Source organism: Actinospineispora spinosispora DSM 44797, assembly GCF_000429025.1.
GTDB classification, from domain to species: domain Bacteria; phylum Actinomycetota; class Actinomycetes; order Mycobacteriales; family Pseudonocardiaceae; genus Pseudonocardia; species Pseudonocardia spinosispora.
Map to the genome: position 1 here is coordinate 495,020 of NZ_AUBB01000006.1, position 12,726 is coordinate 507,745.

At 68.5% G+C, this 12,726-nt stretch carries 17 protein-coding genes; 5 read left to right on the forward strand and 12 right to left on the reverse strand.

All coding sequences use genetic code 11. The features are described 5' to 3' along the window. Positions 1–315: 315 nt before the first annotated feature. The 3 genes from G406_RS0102465 to G406_RS56460 all read right to left on the reverse strand — a co-directional run bounded on the left by G406_RS0102465 (position 316) and on the right by G406_RS56460 (position 1,871). Entirely contained in the window at positions 316–1,188 is an 873-nt protein-coding gene (locus G406_RS0102465; protein ID WP_028932569.1) for an alpha/beta fold hydrolase, read from the reverse strand. A gap of 36 nt (positions 1,189–1,224) precedes the next feature. After that, positions 1,225–1,368, reverse strand: a complete 144-nt coding sequence (locus G406_RS56455; protein WP_156934633.1) for a hypothetical protein — start codon at positions 1,366–1,368, stop codon at positions 1,225–1,227. 299 nt (positions 1,369–1,667) lie between these two features. Next, on the reverse strand, positions 1,668–1,871 hold the full coding sequence (locus tag G406_RS56460) for a hypothetical protein (RefSeq protein WP_156934634.1): 204 nt from the start codon (positions 1,869–1,871) through the stop codon (positions 1,668–1,670). A gap of 426 nt (positions 1,872–2,297) precedes the next feature. Between G406_RS56460 and G406_RS53555 the strand changes: the two genes are divergently transcribed. Together G406_RS53555 and G406_RS0102480 are read left to right on the forward strand one after the other, a co-directional pair. After that, positions 2,298–2,711, forward strand: coding sequence for an ATP-binding protein (locus G406_RS53555; RefSeq protein WP_156934635.1), 414 nt, complete (start codon positions 2,298–2,300; stop codon positions 2,709–2,711). Further along, positions 2,708–3,496, forward strand: coding sequence for a SigB/SigF/SigG family RNA polymerase sigma factor (locus G406_RS0102480; protein ID WP_028932570.1), 789 nt, complete (start codon positions 2,708–2,710; stop codon positions 3,494–3,496). The genes G406_RS53555 and G406_RS0102480 overlap by 4 nt, the downstream gene beginning before the upstream one ends. A gap of 111 nt (positions 3,497–3,607) precedes the next feature. Here G406_RS0102480 and G406_RS44190 read toward each other — a convergent pair whose 3' ends face one another. Continuing rightward, entirely contained in the window at positions 3,608–3,877 is a 270-nt protein-coding gene (locus tag G406_RS44190) for a hypothetical protein (protein WP_245606982.1), read from the reverse strand. Between the two features lie 250 nt (positions 3,878–4,127). On the opposite strand from G406_RS44190, the gene G406_RS56465 reads away from it, so the two are divergent. Together G406_RS56465 and G406_RS44195 are read left to right on the forward strand one after the other, a co-directional pair. Further along, on the forward strand, positions 4,128–4,577 hold the full coding sequence (locus G406_RS56465; protein ID WP_156934636.1) for a hypothetical protein: 450 nt from the start codon (positions 4,128–4,130) through the stop codon (positions 4,575–4,577). 413 nt (positions 4,578–4,990) lie between these two features. Then, entirely contained in the window at positions 4,991–5,989 is a 999-nt protein-coding gene (locus tag G406_RS44195) for a MerR family transcriptional regulator (protein ID WP_051341350.1), read from the forward strand. Here the strand turns inward: G406_RS44195 and G406_RS59610 are convergent. The 4 genes from G406_RS59610 to G406_RS0102505 form a co-directional block, all read right to left on the reverse strand. Beyond that, positions 5,911–6,147, reverse strand: coding sequence for a hypothetical protein (locus G406_RS59610; protein WP_425414555.1), 237 nt, complete (start codon positions 6,145–6,147; stop codon positions 5,911–5,913). The genes G406_RS44195 and G406_RS59610 overlap by 79 nt on opposite strands. Before the next feature lie 13 nt (positions 6,148–6,160). Continuing rightward, positions 6,161–6,427: a hypothetical protein gene (locus tag G406_RS59615; RefSeq protein WP_425414556.1), complete on the reverse strand. Its 267-nt coding sequence runs from the start codon at positions 6,425–6,427 to the stop codon at positions 6,161–6,163. Positions 6,428–6,564: 137 nt separating this feature from the next. Next, complete coding sequence (locus tag G406_RS0102500) at positions 6,565–7,335, reverse strand: GAF and ANTAR domain-containing protein (protein WP_037074684.1); 771 nt, start codon at positions 7,333–7,335, stop codon at positions 6,565–6,567. 30 nt (positions 7,336–7,365) lie between these two features. After that, complete coding sequence (locus tag G406_RS0102505) at positions 7,366–8,139, reverse strand: ANTAR domain-containing protein (protein ID WP_342666179.1); 774 nt, start codon at positions 8,137–8,139, stop codon at positions 7,366–7,368. A 378-nt stretch (positions 8,140–8,517) separates the two neighbouring features. Here G406_RS0102505 and G406_RS57710 point away from each other — a divergent pair, with 378 nt between their 5' ends. Continuing rightward, on the forward strand, positions 8,518–8,673 hold the full coding sequence (locus tag G406_RS57710; RefSeq protein WP_169736567.1) for a DUF6131 family protein: 156 nt from the start codon (positions 8,518–8,520) through the stop codon (positions 8,671–8,673). 4 nt (positions 8,674–8,677) lie between these two features. On the opposite strand, the gene G406_RS44200 is transcribed toward G406_RS57710, so the two are convergent. The 4 genes from G406_RS44200 to G406_RS0102530 are packed head-to-tail and all read right to left on the reverse strand — an operon-like array spanning position 8,678 to position 12,667. Then, positions 8,678–9,541 carry a glycosyltransferase family 2 protein gene (locus tag G406_RS44200; RefSeq protein WP_051341354.1) on the reverse strand — a complete coding sequence of 288 codons (864 nt, stop codon included), beginning with the start codon at positions 9,539–9,541 and terminating at the stop codon, positions 8,678–8,680. Next, on the reverse strand, positions 9,538–10,551 hold the full coding sequence (locus G406_RS0102520; RefSeq protein ID WP_028932575.1) for a glycosyltransferase: 1,014 nt from the start codon (positions 10,549–10,551) through the stop codon (positions 9,538–9,540). Before G406_RS0102520 ends, G406_RS44200 begins: the two co-directional genes overlap by 4 nt. Next, positions 10,548–11,612 carry a glycosyltransferase gene (locus G406_RS0102525; RefSeq protein ID WP_028932576.1) on the reverse strand — a complete coding sequence of 355 codons (1,065 nt, stop codon included), beginning with the start codon at positions 11,610–11,612 and terminating at the stop codon, positions 10,548–10,550. Before G406_RS0102525 ends, G406_RS0102520 begins: the two co-directional genes overlap by 4 nt. Next, positions 11,609–12,667: a glycosyltransferase family protein gene (locus G406_RS0102530; protein WP_028932577.1), complete on the reverse strand. Its 1,059-nt coding sequence runs from the start codon at positions 12,665–12,667 to the stop codon at positions 11,609–11,611. The genes G406_RS0102525 and G406_RS0102530 overlap by 4 nt, the downstream gene beginning before the upstream one ends. Positions 12,668–12,726: the final 59 nt, after the last annotated feature.

Sequence of the window (12,726 nt, forward strand, 5' to 3'; positions counted from 1 at the left end):
TGACCAGTGTCTTCTCTAGATCAGCCTGGTCACGGTCGTCCAGTACCGATCATGTGTGGACGCGACGTGAGCGCAATGTGGTCGCGGCATTTCTTGCTCCTTTCGATCCATTCCGCTTGGCGCATCGTCGACCGATTCTCGGCCTCGCCCGCGCTGATCGTGACGTGCTCGTGGCCGCCGCCAGCACCAGCCTCGCGGTGGCTTCGGCGGCGTCATGCGCCGGGCATGGCAACACGCTGGTGTAGGTATCCGCGGTGACCACGATGCATCGGAGCCAGCCAGGTCCCGAGGGCCTGATCCACCACCGCGGCGGTATCAGCTGAGAAAGTCCGTCAGCGCGACGATGACCGCCTCCGGCGACTCCTCCGGGAGGAAATGGCCGCCGGGCACAGCGGCTCCACGCACATCGTCGGCCCATTCCCTCCAGACTTCGAGCGGCTCGTACCAGCTGTCCACAGGCCCACCCTCGCTCCACAACGCGAGCACCGGGCAACGCAGCCGATGACGACCTCGATCGGCCTCGTCATGGGCCACGTCGAGGGTCGCGGCCGCGCGGTACTGCTCACAGATCGCATGGACGGCCACCGGGTCGGAGAACGTCTCGATGTACCGCTCCCGCACCTCAGGAGGAAACGACGCCGACGACGCCGACCACGAGTCGAGCATGTGATCCACCAGCGTGGCCGGTGCGCCCGCGATGAGCTGTTCCGGAACCGGATACGGCGCGGCGAGGAAGGACCACACCCAGTAACCCAGGCAGAAGTCCCGGTCCGCCCGACGGAACACCTCCGCGGTCGGCACGATGTCGAGCACGGCCAACGCGGTGACCACCTCGGGGTGGTCGATCGCCATGCGATAGCCACAACGAGCACCCCGGTCGTGGCCGACCACGGCAAACCTCGGATGCCCCAACGCAGCCATGACCCGCACCTGATCCGCTGCCACCGCACGCATCGCGTACGGCGAATGGTCGGCCGTGCTGGACGGGCTGCCGCTGTCGCCGTAACCGCGCAGGTCAGTGACAACCACCGAGAACCTCTCGGCCAGAGCCGGGGCGACCCGATGCCACATCAGATGAGTTTCCGGGATGCCGTGCAACAACAACAGCGGCGGCCCGGACCCGCCGCGCCGACCGTGAACCGAGACACCGGACACCACGATGTCGAACTCCACGAAACCGTCGAACACACGCCCTCCTCACGGGGGACGAATCCGTTCGAGGGTTCACCGGCGGGCCGCGGCGTCCAGCACGCCCCACTCGACAAACCCCCCGACGAACCCCGCTATTCCAGACGGGCCAACTGTGGCCTGGGCGAAGTGGCCACTGCGCTCGAGGGCCAGCAGCGTCGCGTCGGGAAGGCCTGACATCAGTTGCTCCCGCCCATAACGGCCCACTCATGACCTCGACAGACCGGTGACGACAAGCGAGGACCCGGGGAATGCCCGACCGCTGGTCCTCCGCTTGCCTGTCTCCCGCTACCCCGCGACGACGGCCGCCTCGACACCCTCACCGCCGCAACCCGCGAGGCGCCCAGCGCTCCGCTGGTGGTCCGGGCTACGTCCCGATTCCGGTCATTGTCGGAAGCGGATCCCTTGGCCGCGGTGAAGGTGTCAGACCAGGACCGTGTCGAACGAGCTCGACTTCGATTCGTTCGTGTCGCCCGGGCTCACCCAGCCGTCGGCCCACGATCCTCATCCGTTCCCTCGCTATCGGCCGACCTCGCTTCGGACCGTCGTCTGGCCAGGTTCACCGCGGCCCGGCGAAGGCGGTACTGCCGCAGGTCGACGGGCTCACGCGGCACCACCCCGCACCGGCAGCCGACGCCGTCGACCGCGACGTCGCCGCAACGATCACAAATCAGGACGCTCATGGACATCTCACCCCGCGCAGATAGTCGATCCGGAATCGCCGGGGGCACGAGCGAGAACCCAGCATGACACATCCGCGATCTCCTTGCATACGCAACAAGATCTCCCTCAGTCATCGCCGCAACGGTTGCGCAACGCTCCGGGTGGTCGTAGCGTCGTAGAAGTTGCCCCTGCCCCCGGCGACAGTCACTCACTGTCGCAGCGGAGGCGTCTCGATCTTGTCGACCAAAAGTTTTCGTCCGCGGTCCTGGGAGCCACACATCGTCGGTCTCGACCGTGCTGGCGACCGCGATGTCACAGCGGAGCGGGCGATTCGTGGAGTCGCCGATCGCGAGCAGCTGGCGGCACCCCGTTCGGCGGGGGTGAACCGGCGCTTCCCCCTTGTTCCGGTTCCCGGCTTCGGCTCGGCGGACGACGGACCATCGGTCATGGGGGTGCTCGAGGTACGACTGCCCGCGCTCGCGGTGCTGCTGCCTACCGTCCTGGCGATCGCGGCGGATCTGGCCCACCGGGCCGATCTCGATGTCTCAGAGGTGGACGAGTTCCAGATGGCGGTCGAGGAAGCATGCCGGCCGCTCATTCCGATGGCCATTCCCGGATCGGTGCTCAGTTGCGATTTCGTGTCGCATGAGAACGGCCTGGAACTGACCGCCAGTGTCGCGGTGGGACCGTCGCACACCCCAGGCGCGGGGCTGGACACCGCGAGCGTGCAGTGGCACATCCTGTGCACGCTCACCGACGAACTCAGTGTGCTCACCCCGGGTGGCGGCCGAGGTGCTCGCGCCGGGGTCCGCCTTGCCAAACATCGATGCAACGGCGACGGACGCGAGCCGGGGCCATGACTGCCGTTGCCTCGGTCGACCAGCGCGGTGACGAGGAGTACGCGCACCTACTGCCGTTGCTCGATGCCTACTCCGCGATGCGCCCTGGCGACTCCTGTCGCGAGCAGTCGCGCGAACGGTTGATCGCCGGGTTCCTCCCGGTCGCGCAACACATCGCGCAGCGCTACGCCCACCGAGGCGAACCGGTGGAGGACCTGACCCAGGTGGCCACCATCGGGCTGATCAACGCGATCGACCGCTATCGCCCGGGGCAAGGCCACCACTTTCTCGGTTACGCCATCCCGACCATGACCGGAGAAGTACGTCGCTACTTCCGCGACCGGGGATGGGCGATACGCGTGCCCCGGCGGCTCAAGGACAACGGCCAACTGATCAACGGGGTCACGGTCGAGCTGTCCCACCAACTCGGCCGAGCGCCCAAACCGAGCGAGATCGCCGACGCCCTCAACCTGTCGACCGACGACGTCCTGGAGGCCATCGAAGCCGCCCGGTCCTACCGCGCCACCTCCCTGGACGAGCTGCTCACCGATGACACCGACTCCGACTCCCTGGTGAACCTGCTCGGAAAGTCCGACACCGAGCTGGAGAAGGTCACCTACACCCACAGCCTCGCGCCGCTGTTGGCCGAGCTCACACCGCGCGAGCGCAACATTCTGATCATGCGGTTCTTCCACGACATGACCCAGTCCCAGATCGCCGCCAACATCGGATGCTCCCAGATGCACATCTCGCGCATCCTGGCCCACACCCTCAGTCACCTGCGCGACAGAATGAACCAGGACTGAGCCCGGCGGCCCATCCGGGAGAGACCTTCATGACCGTGCCGCGACCGTGATCCGGAGCTGTTCCTCCCGATCGGCGACGCGGCATGGTCGAGGTGTACCGGAGCCCCGCGATCAGCTCGTCCGGTGTGATTCGTCGTGCTTCGGCTGGGTGTCGAGAGCGCGAGCCTCGGCCCCGGAGAGCCCCACGTCGCCCTCGTCCTGACCGGCGACCCGGCCGACGAACTCCTCGCTGGGGGCCGTGCCGGTGGTGGAAGCGGAGTCACCACCCGCGTCGCCGTCGACACCACCGGTGGCCCGGCTCTGCGCCACATGCGAGTCCTCGGCCACGTCGGACTCGAGATTCTTCGGTGAGCGGCTCAGCAAGCCTCGTACCTTGTCCATCAACGACATCACAGACACTCCCCTACCTCGCCGGCCGACACCGGATCAGCGACCCGAGAACGACTGGTTGCGTTGGCAAATCTCGCGCGGTGCTCATGAGCGAATCGCTCACGTCACTTCCCGACCGTCTACCCACCCTCGCCGCAGGTATGTCAGCCGAGCCGGACCCACGTCGACGCACCCCGATCGCGGTCGACCGGTCGGGCTGAACGGCTCGAGCGCACGGTGTGGAACGAGGTCAGATCATCGGTTGGTCGGTGTTTCGGCCAATGTGGGCTGGGTAGCCGAGCAGGTGGCAGTAAATCGCTTTCCGTTTACATTCAGCACCGGCTTTCGCCTCGCCGGGCTCCCGTTCGGAATCCTGCCGGTGACGAGCGGCGTCGTGCTGGACAACAACACGTTCACCGCGCGACTCGGCTTCTGGCGGGTGCGCACTCCACTGGCCAACGTGCGATCAGCAACGCTGTCAGGACCGTTCAGTCTCATGAAAACGGCTGGTCCGGCGCGTCTGTCTCTCGCCGATCGCGGCCTGACATTCGCCACCAACCCGGATCAAGGCGTATGTGTGCAATTCCATGAGTCGGTCAGCGGGGTCGATCCTCTGGGAATGATCCGCCACCCAGGCCTGACCGTCACTGTCGCGGACTGTTCCGGCCTGGTGCGGGCGTTGAGCGTCGCGGTGACACGAAACCCTAGATAGTCGCCGTGACCCAGGCTGCACGATCCTCGATCCGAACCGACGATCGACACGAGGAGATCGCATGCCGCACTTCGCCACCTCACACTCGCTGCTCCGCCTCGGCGGGCACGATTCACGGTGAGTGGAGAGCATGCCGAGCTGGGCGAGGACCGCGGCTCGACCACGGGCACCGGTCGAGCCGGGGCCTTCGCCGGGCGGGTCGCCGGAGACGACGTCGGTTACCCGGGTGAGACCGGCGCGGAGGCTCTTCGGCAGCACACCTGTCCCGCTGTCCCGGGTCCCGACGGTCCCCTCGGCCCCCGACGCGTCCACGCGGTGACCGAGCCGGGGTGCCGATCGTTGCGCGCGCGATACTCCTCTGCGCGAAGCGCTGGGCCTCCGGCCCCGTGCGCCGCCTCTCCGAGTGAGCGCTGATGGCCCCCCGCACCGGTACCGGCACCGTCGTCGACGGTGCGACCGCTGTCGAGCTGCGCGGGGCGTGGACGGTGGCCGCTGTGGCCAGGAGGCTGGGTGTCGCACCATCGACGTTGCGCAGCTGGAGTCTTCGGTACGGCATCGGCCCTCGGGGTCATGAAGCCGGGCGGCACCGCCGCTACTCCGCCGCCGACGTCACCGAGCTCGACAGGATGTGCCACCTGGTCGAGGGCGGGATGGCGCTGGCCGCAGCGGCCGATGTCGCCAGAGCCGACCGCGCGAGCGACGCCGCGGCGGACCCGGTGCCGCACGCGTGTCCGGCACGGGGCGACGGGGCGATGTCCGCATCGGGTCCGGTCGGTCGGGTGGGTTCGGCAACGGTGCGACGGGTGGTTCGGGCAGCCCGGTGCTTTGCAACCGAAACGATCTCGGCCGCCCTCGGCGTCAGTTTCGACTCCCTCGGGGTGATCGCCACCTGGGACCAGCTGTGTCGTCCGGCGCTCGTTGCACTGGCCGATCCACGTCTGCGGCCCGACGGTTGCATCGACGCGGAGCTGCTGCTGAGTTGGACGATCGCCACCAGCCTTCGCAGGCTGGTGATCCCGGAGGTCGTCCCCGGAGCAGGCCGGGTGCTGCTGGCCTGTGGTCCCGGCGAGCATCACAGCCTGCCGCTGGAAGCCCTGGCCGCCGCACTGGCCGAGTCCGGTGTGCACGTTCGCATGTTGGGGCCGGCGGTGCCCGACACGGCGTTGCTGCACGCGGCTGAACAGCTCCACCCGACGGCGGTCGTGGTGTGGGCGCAGCTCGCCAGGTCCGCGAAACCCACCCAGCTACGGCGGCTGCTCGACGTGACCGGCGTGGTGGTGGCCGCCGGCCCGGGTTGGGTGGATCGTTCGCTGCCTACCGCGGTCGCCCGGGTTCACACCCTGTGGGAAGCGCTCGATCTGGCCACCCGTCGGGGCCGACCCCCACCCGGAGCAACGCCTACCTCGGGATGAGGCGTCTCGCGTTGCTCGGCGGCATGTCCGATCGCGCGGGCCCATGCTGGTGAGATGGAGATCCCGTCGCGGTCGTAGACGACGGTCAGGTTGCCCAGCTCCTGTCGCACTGCCAGCGACGACGCCTCCGAGGTCACGCCCTCTTCGAATGTCCCCATCGGATGCGATCACCTAGATCCGGTGGTCGAACGGGCCGTCCTGTGCGCCGCGTCCGGATCGAAGGTGTCCCTCCGGTTCCATGCCGTACCCCGCGAAGTAGAGCTGCAGGTACAGGGTCGAGCTGGAATGGCCGGCCGACAACACGATCAGCCGGTGTCGGCCGGGTCGTGGCGCATCACCCTCCGTCCGGTCCTCGGGTACCCGGGCACGGGTCAGAGCGGCCATGCGGCCCCGCGAGGTCGTCCCACCGGTGCCGACCGATGGAGAAGTGATGGTCACAGAGCCCCTCACCGCACGGTGGGTGTGGATCAGCCGCGGCCGGTCGGATTCATGATCGACACGATCCCGACGCCGAGAGCGCGGACCGTGCAGGCAGGGGCAGGGCCGTCATTCACCCGTTCCTCGCGCCGCGCGCGTTATCGCTGAGTGACCTGTGCTGATGTCGGGGTCGACGAGCTCAGCACCCCGGGGTCGAGTTCGCGGGTGACGAGCTGACGCGCGACGTCGGCCAATCGCAGGTTGTGTCCGCGGGCGTAGCCGCGTAGCTGATCGAACGCCTGGTCCATCCTGAGGCCGAGATGCTGGGAGAGGACACCTTTGGCCTGTTCGATGATGATGCGGCTGTTGAGCGCGTGCTGGAGCTGTTCGTTCACGATCTCGCCGCGGTGGATCGCTCGTTCCTGCAGGATGCCCACCGTGGCGACGTCAGCCAGTGCCTGGGCCACGACGAGATCGTCCTCGGGTAGGGGGCCGGGCTGGCGGTGGAACAGGTTGAGCGCCCCGATCGCCTCACCGCGCAGTCGCAGCGGCAATGCGTGCACCGAAGCGAACGTCGTACGCCTGCTGATGATCGCGGCGAACCGTGGCCACCGATGCTCGGCTTCGCTCAAGTCCGGCACGCTGACCGGTGCCCCGGTCCGGATGCACTCCACACAGGGGCCCTGATCGGCCTGGACCTGCAACAGGTCCAGCACATCGGCGTCCTGGCTGGAGGACGCGACCGCATGCAGCTGCCCTCGGGCATCGATCACCATGATCGCCGCCGCCTCGGCCGTGAAGAGCCCGACGCTGTAGCCGACCAGGCGATCCAGCAACTCGATCATGTCGTAGTCGTCGACCAGCGTGTCGGTCAGATCGACGAACGCGCGAGTCAGCAGCCGTTCCCGGCCCGCCTGTGTCTGCACCATGACAGCTTTCCTTCCCACCAGGACACACGGCTAAGCCATGTCGTCGGTGAACACCAACCGACGGTTCACCACGTCGGTTGCTACGTCAATCAATAGCCTGCGATGGGCGAAAGCGTGACCACGCAGCCGCGCCAACGCCTCGGTAGCACTGACTCCGAGCTGCACCAGCACCATCCCGATGGCCTGATGCACCTCGGCGCGGTTACCCGCCGACAGATCCAGCCAGTGCTCGTCGCCGCCAGTGTTGCTTGCGTCCTGACCTTGGTTCTGGTCAAGGCGAGCCTCGGGTGCGGTCAGCAGCCCCAACATCACCAACGTCGCAACGTCGACCGCCGCCGAGACGTCGTTGAACTGGGCCCGGTTCAGCCCACCCGCCGTGGTCCGGTACATGTCGAGGACCCCGAGATTGGTCGCCCCCCACTGCAACGGCAGCGCGAACAACGCCCGGATCAGGGTTTGTTCGGCGACGGAGGCGGCGAAGATCGGCCACCGTTCCACCTCGACGGAGTGCAGGAGATCCGGGACCAGAACCGACCTCCCGGACGCCGCCGCCTGGACGCAAGCACCCTCGTTGAGAGTGAACTGCAGCTCCTCGAGCCGCTGCGCGGTCGCGTCGCTGGCCCACAACGTCTCCGTCGTCTCGGTCGCGGTGAGCACCGACATCGCGGCACCGTCCACGTCCGCACCAGCGACACACGCCCGACAGACCTGCCGCGCCAACTCTCGGCCATCACCGCGGACACCGTGCGGGGAGTCGGCCATCGACTCCAACAGCGCACGGGTCACAGGACCCTGTTCAGCCATCGCGGACCAGCCGATGACGCCGCATGAACACCAACAATCCCGCGCGCGGAAGTAGGGACACGGAGCACGACAGGGGCCGGGTCGACGCCGGTCGGATAGTAGGTCATCCGCCGCGGCACGAACCGGCCCGCACACATGCGTACGAGGAGAGCCACGCGGCGCATTATGAATGCACCTACCCCGTGAGAAACCGGGCAAACTCACACCGCGCGCTCGTCGCACTCCGGCATACCCATCGCACGGCGCTCTTTCCGACTCCCGCGCACAATGCCTGCTGAGCGTGGACTTCCCGATCGGCGTGGCGGCCTTGCGCGAGCGATGTCGCTCTGTAGCTTGTGCGCAGCCACAGCCTTGTGAGCACAGTCCCTAGGAGGAACGATGATCGTTCTCGGCGTTATCCTGCTCTTGATCGGCTGGCTGACCGGTATTTCGATCCTCTACACCGTCGGGGCCATCCTGCTCGTCGTAGGCCTCGTTCTTCTTCTGCTCGGCTCGGTCGGTCGTGGTGTCGGCGGCCGTCGCTGGTACTTCTAGCGCCCTACGAGAAGTCGGTAGCGGGCACGTCATGGTGCCCGCTACCGAGTTCGAGCAGGCTTCGCTCGGGAGCAAACCTCACCTGTCCGTCGGCGGCGAGTTCGTGCAACCAGTCGACCATCGGCCACCGCCCCCATCTGCGGTGGAACGTGTGGGCGTTGCGCACGATCTCCGCCACGTGCGCAGAGGAACCGCGGCTCGGCGGGTGGTGTTGGTGGTAGGCCAACGCGCCACCCACCCAATAGAAATACGCGCCGGCGGCCGAGGCGGTGAGCGCGAAATCGGTGTCCTCGCCACCGTAGCCGGTGTATTCCTCGCAGAACCCGCCCAACCGAGACCAGTCGCGGACAGTCATCGCGAAGGACAGCGACCAGAACAGCTCGAATCGGGATTCCGGCCACAGTTGCCGGTCCGGTGGTACCGGGCGCGCCGGGTGTGGACCGGCCAGCGAAGCGAGGCGGCCAACGGGATATCCGTCGGGGCCTGCCGGGGGCAGGTAGGCCACTGGCCCACACAGCAGCGCAGGATGGCCGCAGACCGTGGCGGCGTGTGCGTAGCGATCGAGCAGTCCCGGTTCGGGAATGCAGTCGATATCGAGTAGGACGAGCAGCTCGGCGCCGAGTCCCCTCGCCTCGGCCGCTCCCGCGTTGCGTGCCGCGGCGAGCGGCAGCCCGGCCGGAGACACCGGCACCTGCAGCACGACAGTGGGCGGCGCGCCGGGAACGTCTTTCAGCGCCGGGGTCTCCCCCATCCCGACGATGACGTGGTGCCCGGGTGGGTCAGCGGCCAGCGCGAGGCGTTGCCGGTGCAGGTGGGTCTCCCGGCCACGGGCGATGGTGATCACCACCGTGTTGAGTCGTGCGCTCATTCGGCGAGCCGGTCGAGCTCTGCCGCGGCGCGAGCGGCCGCGTCACCCCGGGACCATTCGCACCACCGGTGTCCACCGCGGTGGAGCGCCTGTTCGAGCAGGGACCGCCACTGCCGTGCCGGCGGCCACCGGTCCGCAACGACCCCGATGCCGGCGTCGCGCAGGGCGGTCGCTGTGGCGTGCTGCTCGCCGTGCGGACGTTGCTGAGGGATCACGACCGCGGGGCGGCGGGCGGCCGCGACCTCGGCGACGGCGTTTTGTCCGGCATGGGTCACGACGATGTTCGCACTGCTCATGGCGTCCCACGGTTGATCGAGCCAGCCGTGCCAGCGCAGGTTGGGCGGGCCCGGGACTCCCCGCGGTGGGCCGCCCGCCACTTCCCATGTCCAGTCCGGTGTGGCGATCGCCGCGGCGCGCAGATCGTCCGGGGTGACGTCGAGACCTCCGGAACCGCACAGCACCAGAACACGTCGTGTCTCGCCCGGCACCGCCGCGGTCACTGCGTCGAACCGGGACAACCCGCCCAGGTGGACGGTCTTGTCCCGCCACTCCCTCGGCCAGTCCGGTTGCGGCCTCGACGGCCACGGGGCGAGCAACGAGACGGCGAGGTCGTAGGCCGTGCGGTGCGCCCGGTCGGTGCGGTCGCCCGGCTGGGCCATGACGACGACCGGTACTCCGTGTAGCCGGGCCAGCAGGCTCACCTCGACCGACACGTCGGTCACCATCAGCCGGATCGGCCGCTGTGCCAGTACCTCACCGATGCGGCTCATGCGACCGCGCAGTCCGGTGTGGTCGAGCGGCACCCAGTGCAGAGTGCCGCCCGCGGTGACATCCCGGGCCGACACGTCGGTCACCGCGTCGTCGTCCGGCAAACGCGTCCACCGTCCTGCCCAACCCGGCGGCGCCGGTGCGCTCGACAACCCGATGATCTCGGTCCGGGTGTGAGCGGCGATGGCGGCGGCGCGGTGTGCGTGGCCGCTGCCCCGGTGGTGGACGTAGTAGGCGATCATGCGCGCAGCCGGTGGTAGAGCTGTTCGTAGCCCTCGACCATGGTGTCGATCGAGCAGGTCTTCTCGGCGTGCTCCCGTACGGCCCGTCGGTCCAGGCCGCCCGCCTCGAGGATGGCCTTCGCCAGTCCGTCGACGTCTCCGGGCGCGGCGAGCCGACCGCTGCGGTCGTCGAGAAGCTCCCGCAACGCGCCACGCGCGAAACCCGCGACAGGCGTCCCGCAGGACAGGGCCTCGGCGACGACCAGGCCGTAGGGCTCGTCCCAGCACGGTGAGACGACGGCGACGCGCGCCGAGCCGAGCAGCGCACGCAGCCGCGTGTGATCGAGATGTCCGAGGTACTCGATGCCGTCTCCGAGCAGCGGCTCGACCTGCTCGGCGAAGAATCTCGGCTGGGGGATCGGCCCGGCCAGACGCAGCCCGGTGCCAGCTCGTCGGGCCGAGGTGATCGCCTCGACCGGGCCCTTCTCCGGCACGATCCGCCCTGACCAGACCGGCACTCCACCGCCGACCCCCATGCTCCAGAAACCGGTGTCCACACCGTTGCTGACCACCGTGGAACGGCCGATGAGTGGACGCCACTGCGCCGCTGTGTACCGGCTGACCGCGACGAAGTGCACACCCGAGTTCGGTCGGGTGCGAACCGCGGATTCCAGCCACGGCGTCGGCGGTGTGTGCAGCGTCGTGACCATCGGCTTCGACAGCGACGGCGCCATCGCGATCGGCAGGTAGTGCAGTGAGTTGTTGTGCACCACGTCGTAGGGGCAGTCGCGGTCGGCGAGTTCGAGCATCAGGCTCAGGTAGCCGTGGTGCTCGGCCAGGAAGCGGTCCGAGGGCATGCTGACGTCCCCACGGGCCTGCTCGGAGATCGAGGGCAGGCCCGGCATCTCACGCACACCGAGGTTCTTGTCCGAACCGGGGCCGGCGTAGACCTCGACCCGATGACCCCGCGCGCGCAGCTGGGTGGCCAGTTGCCAGGTGTGTGCTTCCAGACCACCCGCGAACGGCTCGCGGATGGGATACCGGGCCGAGCCGATCAGCGCCACGTTCAGCGGTGCGCTCATGCCAGCGCCCGTTCGTACAGGTCGCGGTGTGCCGCCGCGACCTGGCGGCGCTCGGCGCGGCGTGCCGTGACACTCGCACGCCACTGTGGGCGTCGCCGATATGCCGTGCGCACCGCGTCGGCCAGCGAATCGGTGTCCAGTCCGGTGTCGTCGTGCCGGTACTCCAGGCAGGGGCGTTGCTGGACGTAGAAGCCGCAGCTCGGAGCCACGACGACGGTCCCGAGGTCGTGGCAGGCCTCCAGCCATCCCGAATGAGTACCGAAGCGGTAGGGCAACACGGAGACGTCGATCTCGTCGCGCAGATAGGCCCACAGCTGCTCGTCGGTGAAGAAGTCGTGCACCCGCAACCGCAGCGCCCCTCGGTCACGGGCGTCGAACAACCAGGTCACCAACTCCGGGTGGTGGTGCGCGCTGGCCGGGTCCAGCACCTCGGAATGCACGTCCACCCGCAGCACCGCGGCGGGCAACGCGGCGACCGTTCGGGCCAGGGTCTCGATGACCGGCCGGCAGTTCATGTTCGCCCGCAGGCTCTTGACGTGAACACCGACGACGAACTCGTCACGTCCGGCACGCGCGACGCCGGCCTCGTCCGGACCGACGACGTGCGGATGGGAGACGACCTCGGCTGTGCGGCCCCAACGCCGGTCGATCACCTCCGCCGCGCCCGGCGTCAACGTGATCAGCTCGTCCGCGGCCGGAACCAGCACGTCCAGGTGCGCGTCGTGGGCCGAAGGGTCGCGGTGGTGGGGGTTACGCAGGTCGTGCACCGTGTAGATCAGCGGCTTGGCGTGAGCCCGCAGGGTGCTGGTCAACTCCCGCAGACCGGCCGGCGTCTGGGCGTCGAACCCGAAATGCAGGTGGAACACGTCGAACGACCGGTGATTCTGACCGACCCAACCCGGGTCCAGCATCACCGGTGGCCACCAACGCGACTGATCGCTCGGTGCCCCGCACGGCCGGGGGTCCGCCAGGCGCCGCACTCCGTCGTCCTCGTCCGGTGGGCTCAGATGGCGCACGTAGACATGCCCCGACGGAACGGATGCGACTCTGATCAACTCATACTCTCCTGTTCCAGGGACACCGCCCAAGACATCGGCAACCTGACGATCCCGCC